General features: G+C 72.1%; 6 protein-coding genes. All 6 read right to left on the minus strand.

Annotated elements, in window-relative coordinates:
- Positions 1-234: 234 nt before the first annotated feature.
- A complete protein-coding gene (gene secF / locus AB0I89_RS33620; protein ID WP_357134885.1) occupies positions 235-1,425 on the minus strand; it encodes a protein translocase subunit SecF in 1,191 nt (396 codons plus the stop codon).
- Between the two features lies 1 nt (position 1,426).
- Entirely contained in the window at positions 1,427-3,340 is a 1,914-nt protein-coding gene (gene secD / locus AB0I89_RS33625) for a protein translocase subunit SecD (protein ID WP_357134886.1), read from the minus strand.
- Positions 3,341-3,619: 279 nt separating this feature from the next.
- The gene (yajC, locus tag AB0I89_RS33630; protein WP_357134887.1) at positions 3,620-3,958 is read right to left on the minus strand and encodes a preprotein translocase subunit YajC; all 339 of its coding nucleotides are present in this window, start codon (positions 3,956-3,958) and stop codon (positions 3,620-3,622) included.
- 139 nt (positions 3,959-4,097) lie between these two features.
- The gene (gene ruvB, locus AB0I89_RS33635) at positions 4,098-5,165 is read right to left on the minus strand and encodes a Holliday junction branch migration DNA helicase RuvB (protein ID WP_357134889.1); all 1,068 of its coding nucleotides are present in this window, start codon (positions 5,163-5,165) and stop codon (positions 4,098-4,100) included.
- The gene (gene ruvA / locus AB0I89_RS33640; RefSeq protein ID WP_357134891.1) at positions 5,162-5,764 is read right to left on the minus strand and encodes a Holliday junction branch migration protein RuvA; all 603 of its coding nucleotides are present in this window, start codon (positions 5,762-5,764) and stop codon (positions 5,162-5,164) included. Before ruvA ends, ruvB begins: the two co-directional genes overlap by 4 nt.
- On the minus strand, positions 5,761-6,288 hold the full coding sequence (gene ruvC, locus AB0I89_RS33645; protein ID WP_357134893.1) for a crossover junction endodeoxyribonuclease RuvC: 528 nt from the start codon (positions 6,286-6,288) through the stop codon (positions 5,761-5,763). Before ruvC ends, ruvA begins: the two co-directional genes overlap by 4 nt.
- Between the last annotated feature and the right edge of the window lie 152 nt (positions 6,289-6,440).

Genomic DNA, 6,440 nt, shown 5'->3' on the forward strand with positions numbered 1-6,440 from the left:
CCGGGGGGGGGGGTGTGGGTCGCGCCCCTCGGGGTTCCTCCACACCCCCCCCCCCCCCCCCCCCCGCGGCCGCCCCCCCCCCCCCCCCCCCCCCACGCCGTTCGGGCGTTTCCTCCCGGGTCAGCCCCGGCCCATTCAGGTGCTGCGAAAGGAAGGGCCCCTTGTTATCGCCTGGTGCATAACAAGGGGCCCTTCCTTTCGCCCTCGCCTCGCGCTGGTGAGCGCGCCGGCCGGTCAGCGACGCTTCGCGCCGCCGGGCCGGTTACCGCCGCCGCCGGGGCGGCCGCCCCGCGCGCCGGTCGGCCGCTTGCCCGCCGGCCGCGAACCCACCTTGGGGGCCGCGCCGGCCAGCGCCGCCGAGTCCGGGTCGATCACGTCGGCCGCGTCGCCGTCGACCGGCGTCGGCGTGACCTTGCCGGTGGCCTCACCACGACCCAACGCACCCCGGCGGGTCTGCACCCGCTTGTTGTGCGCCTGGATACGCGGGTCGTAGTTCTTCAGCAGCGCCAGCAGCGGCGTCGCCACCAGGATGGAGGTCAGGAACGCCACCGCCATACCGACGAACAGCACCAGGCCGAGGTCCTTCAGGGTGCCCGCGCCGAGCAGGCCGGCACCGATGAAGAGCAGACCGCCGACCGGCAGGAGCGCCACCACGGAGGTGTTCAGCGACCGCATGAGGCTCTGGTTGACGGCCAGGTTGGCCGCCTCGCTGTACGTCATGTTGTTGTTGGCGGTGATGCCCCGCGTGTTCTCCTGCACCTTGTCGAAGACCACCACCACGTCGTAGAGCGCGAAGCCCAGGATCGTGAGGAAGCCGATGATCGTCGACGGGGTGACCTCGAAGCCGACCAGCGAATAGATGCCGGCGGTCAGGATCAGGTTCATGAACAGCGACGAGACCGCCGCGACGGCCATCCGCCACTCGAAGCGCAGGATCAGGTAGACCATCACCAGCGCGATGAAGATGACCAGGCCGAGCACCGCCCGCTCGGTCACCTGGCTGCCCCACGCCTCGCTGACCTGGTTGCTGCTGATCTCGTTGGCGTTGATGTTGAGGTCTTCGGCGATCTGGGCCTTGACCGCGTTGGCCTGCTCGACGGTGAGCTGCGGCGTCCGCAGCTCGTACGAGTCGCCACCCGGGCCGCCGACCTTCTGCGTGGTGGCGACCTTGACGCCGGTGTTCTCGGTCGCGAGGGCCGAGTTGACCTCGCGCTCGGCGTCGTCCAGGGTGCCGACGCTGGCCGGCACCTGGAACGAGTTACCGCCGGCGAACTCGATGCCGAGGCTGAAACCGCGGAGCGCGAAGCTGAGGATCGCGACCAGGATCAGGACACCGGCGACACCGAACCACAGCTTGCGGCGGCCGACGATGTTGAGACCGGCCTCGCCGTTGTAGAGGCGGCTCGCCAAACCGTTTTGAGCCATCTCAGGCCTCCTTGGCGCGCGGGTTGCGGGGCTGAGTCTGCTGGCTGCGGGCCGGAAGAGCCCGGCCCAGGCCGCTGACCCGCGGGGACAGGAACGCCCGGGTCCGGGCGAACATCGTCATGATCGGGTGCCGGAAGAGGAAGACCACGACCAGGTCCAGCACCGTGGCCAGGCCGAGCGCGAACGCGAAGCCCTTGACCGTGCCGACCGAGACCACGTAGAGCACCACCGCGGAGAGCAACGTGATCGCGTTGGCCGAGATGATCGTCCGGCGGGCCCGGATCCAGGCGCGGGGCACCGCGCTGCGTGGGCTGCGACCCTCTCTGATCTCGTCCTTGAGTCGTTCGAAGTAGATGACGAACGAGTCCGCCGCCACACCGAGCGAGACGATCATGCCGGCGATGCCGGCGAGGGTGAGCGTGAAGCCGATCTGCCGGCCGAGCACCACCAGCGCGCCGAAGACCAGCAGCGCGGAGAGGATGAGGCTCAGGAAGATGACCGAGCCGAGCAGCCGGTAGTAGAAGAACGCGTAGATGATGACCAGCAGCATGCCGATGCCGGCCGCGAGCAGACCGGCCCGCAGGTGGCTGGCGCCCAGGGTCGCCGTGACGTTCTGCGCCTCCTGCTGCTCGAACGTCACCGGCAGCGCGCCGTAGCGGAGCTGACCGGCGAGGGTGCTGGCGTCCTTCTGGGTGAACTGGCCGGTGATCTGCGAGTTGCCGGTCAGCACACCCTGGATCTCCGGCGAGGAGACGATCTCGTTGTCCAGCACCACGGCCACCCGGCACTTGCCGTCCTGGCCGAGGGCGGTGGCGTCACAGGCCTGGCCCTCGTTGCCGAACGCCTCGCGGGTCAGCGCCGTCCACTTGCCCTGGCCGTCGCCCGTGAAGTCGAGGCTGACCACCCAGGAGTTGGCCTGGTCGAGCACCGCGTCGGCGTCGTCCACGTCGGTACCCAGCACCTTGGCCTGGTCGAGCAGGTACTTCGACGCGCCGTCCTCGCAGGACACGACCTGCTGCTTCGGGTCGGAGATCGACGCCGGCGGGCGCTTGTCGAGCTGCGCGCAACCGATCGTCGGCACGTTGAACTGCATCTGCGCCGGCAGGACGGCGACCTCTTGCGGGGTCAGCGTGCTGAACGGCTTGAGCTTGTCGCCCAGCGACGGGTCGGCGCTCAGGTCGGCGGGGGCCTGCAGGCCACTCGCGGCCTGCCAGGCGGCGGCTCCGACCTTCTGCTCGACTGCCTTGCGCTGCTCCTCGATGCTCGCCGGCACCGGCTCGGCGCTGGCGCTCGCCGAGGGCGCGGCACTCGCGGAGGCCGACGGGGTCGGCGTGGCGCTGGCGGACGGCGCGGGCGCCATCCCGCCCTGTCCACCGCTGGCCGACGGGCTCACCTTCGCCGCGCCGGTCGCCGACGGGGTCACCTTCGGCGCGGCGCTGGCCGACGGGGCGCCGGACGGCGGCGCGGCGCTCGGGGTCGGCGCAGCGGCCGGCGGCGCGACGGCCGTCCCGCTGCCGTCGGCGGCCTTGAGCACCTTGCGGAAGCGCAGCTCGGCGGCGCTGCCCACGTCGGTGAGGTCCCGGTTCTCACCGGGCAGGGAGATGACGATGTTCCGGTTGCCCTCGGTGACCACCTCGGCCTCGGCCACGCCGAACGCGTTGACCCGGCTCTCGATGATCTGGCGGGCCTCCTCGAGGTTCTCCGCCGTCGGGGGCTTACCGTCGACGGAGTTGGTCGCCTCCAGCGTGACCCGGGTGCCGCCGATCAGGTCCAGGCCGAGCCGTGGCTCCAGCCGGTCCTTGAAGCTGCCGCTGGCACCGCCCGCGAAGAACACCAGAAGGTAGAGGACGACGAAGATGAGCCCGAGCACGGCGAGTTGCCGGCCGGGGCGCATCTGTCCCTGAGGTGGTGCCACGGTTGTCCTGTCTCCCTGTACGGTCGCGCCGCTGCGCGCGGCGGCGGCGAGTGTCGAGCCGGGGGTTCCGGCCAACGATCTGACCTGGGTCGGCGGGGTGCCGACACAGTGACCGGACACGCCGGCACGGGGACGCCGACGGCCACGGGAACGTGCCGACGCCCGGCGTCGACCCAACTATCCAGTTTTCACGTCACGTCCGCTGCCCCGTCGGGCGCGGTGCCCCGGGGAGTCGGTCGGCCGGCCTTGCCGCCGGAACCGTCGACCCCTCGCGGGAGGTCACTCCTTGACGGTGTCCGCGTCCTCGGTGACCGGCTCGCTCGGCAGCTCCGCGCGGGTGACCACCCGGGCGATGGCCGGGCGGGCGTAGCGGGTCTGGACGCCCGGAGCGATCTCGAGCAGGACGGCGTCGTCCTCGACGCCGGTGACCGTGCCGTAGAGCCCGCCGATGGTGACGACCTCGTCGCCCGGGCCGAGCCCGGACTGCATGGCCTCGGCGTCGCGACGACGCTTCTGCTGGGGACGGATCATCATGAAGTACATGACGCCGCCGAGCAGGACGACCATCAGGACCGGCGTGAAGCCGCCGGCTCCACCACCCGCTGCAAGGTATTGCACGGTTACTGCCTTCCCATTGGCCTCCACGCCGGCACGGGGGGTGCCGGAGCGGAGGCGGATTCTCACAACCTGTACAGACCGCGGCGAAGTCTAATCCCTGCACCTGAGAACACCGAATGCGGCACAGATCACGTTCACATTACGGCTGATCGGTATCTACGGAGAACAGATCGGGTGTCGGCGGGATATCCGCCCCAAATGTACCATTCGGTGGCGTACGCCCCAGATGCAGCCAGGCGGCCTCCGTCGCCACCCGCCCCCGGGGCGTGCGCGCCAACAGGCCGGCACGCACCAGGAACGGCTCGCAGACCTCCTCGACCGTGTCCGGCTGCTCCCCCACCGCCACGGCGAGGGTGGACAGCCCGACCGGGCCACCCCGGAACGAGTCCACCAGGGCGGTCAGCACCGCCCGGTCCAACCGGTCCAGGCCCAGCGCGTCGACGTCGTACACCGTCAGCGCCTTGCGGGCCGTGCCGAGGGTGACCACACCGTCGGCGCGGACCTCCGCGTAGTCACGGACCCGGCGCAACAACCGGTTGGCGATCCGGGGCGTGCCCCGGGAGCGGCCCGCGATCTCGGCCGCGCCGTCCGGGGTGATCGGCACCCCGAGGATGCGCGCCGAACGGTGCAGCAGCGTCTCCAGATCCGCCGGGGCGTAGAAGTCGAGGTGCGCGACGAAACCGAACCGGTCCCGCATGGGTCCGGTCAGCAGACCCGAGCGGGTGGTCGCGCCGACCAGGGTGAACGGCTCGACGTCCAGCGGGATCGCGGTCGCGCCCGGCCCCTTGCCGACCACCACGTCGACCCGGAAGTCCTCCATCGCGCTGTAGAGCAGCTCCTCCGCCGGTCGGGCGATCCGGTGGATCTCGTCGATGAAGAGCACGTCGCCCTCGGCGAGGCTGGTCAGGATCGCCGCCAGGTCACCCGACCGTTCGATCGCCGGACCGCTGGTCACTCGGATGCCCGCGCCCAGCTCGGCGGCGACGATGTTGGCGAGGCTCGTCTTGCCCAGCCCGGGTGGCCCGGAGAGCAGGATGTGGTCCGGGGGCGACCCCCGCCGCATGGCGCCCTGCAACAGCAGGTCGAGCTGGTCACGCACCCGGTCCTGGGCGATGAACTCCGCCAGCCGCCGAGGCCGTACGGTCGCCTCCGCGTCGCGCTCGGCATCGCTGACGTACGCCGAGACGAGCCCGTCGGTCTCGCTCATCGGGTCCGGCCCAGCAGCCGGATGGCCTGCTTGAGCAGGACCGGCACGGGCGGGGTGGGCCCGTCGATCGTCTCCGCCACGGCGGCCACCGCCTGGTCCGCCTGCCCGGCCGTCCAGCCCAGCCCGACAAGCGCCTGCCGGACCTGGTCGGGCCACGCGCCACCGGTCACGCCACCGGCCCCGTCGGCGCCGATCGAGACCGGGCCGATGCGGTCACGCAACTCCAGCACCAGCCGCTCGGCGCCCTTCTTGCCGATCCCGGGCACCCGGGTCAGCGCGGCGGTGTCGGCGTTGGCGATGGCCTTGCGCACCGCGTCCGGCGTGTGCACCGCCAGCACGGCCTGGGCCAGCCGCGGGCCGACCCCGCTGGCGGTCTGCAACAGCTCGAACAGCGCCCTGGCGTCGTCGTCGGCGAACCCGTACAGGGTCAGCGAATCCTCCCGGACCACCAGGCTGGTCGCCAGCCGCGCCGACTGTCCCACCCGCAGCTCGGCGAGCGTCCCGGGAGCGCAGTGCACGGCCAGGCCGACCCCGCCGACCTCGATCACGGCCAGATCCGGACCCGTCGCGGTCACCGTGCCGCGCACGCTGGCGATCATCGTGCTCCTCCTCGTCGTGCCCGGTCGGCCGCCGCGGCCAGCTTGGACCGGGTGCCGCCGCGCCACACGTGACAGATGGCCAGGGCGAGCGCGTCGGCGGCGTCCGCCGGTTTCGGCGGCTCGGCCAACCGCAGCAGCCGGGTCACCATCGCGGTCATCTGCGCCTTGTCGGCCTGACCGGAACCGGTCACCGCCGCCTTCACCTCGCTCGGGGTGTACGTCTGCACCGGCAACCCGGCCCGCGCCCCGGCCAGCACCGCGATGCCGCTGGCCTGGGCGGTGCCCATCACCGTACGGACGTTGTGCTGACTGAACACCCGCTCGACGGCGACACTCTCCGGTTCGTGCTTGGTCACCAACTCGGTCAGCGACCGGTCCAGGTGCAGCAGCCGCAACGCCAGGTCGTCGGCCGGATCGGTGTAGACCACGTAGTAGGCGACCAGCGTGCAGGGCCGGCCGGGCACGCCCTCGACGACGCCCACCCCACAGCGCGTCAACCCCGGATCGACCCCCAGCACCCGCACGCCGCCCCCTCCCCCAGTACGTGTGTTCGACACCCTAACCCCCACCCTCCCCACCGCCCCCACGGGACACGCCCCGCGCCCCGCGCCCCGCGCCCCGCGCCCCGCGCCCCGCGCCCCGCGCCCCGCGCCCCGCGCCCCGCGCCCCGCGCCCC

The organism is Micromonospora sp. NPDC049801 (assembly GCF_040656575.1).
Classification (GTDB): Bacteria; Actinomycetota; Actinomycetes; order Mycobacteriales; family Micromonosporaceae; genus Micromonospora.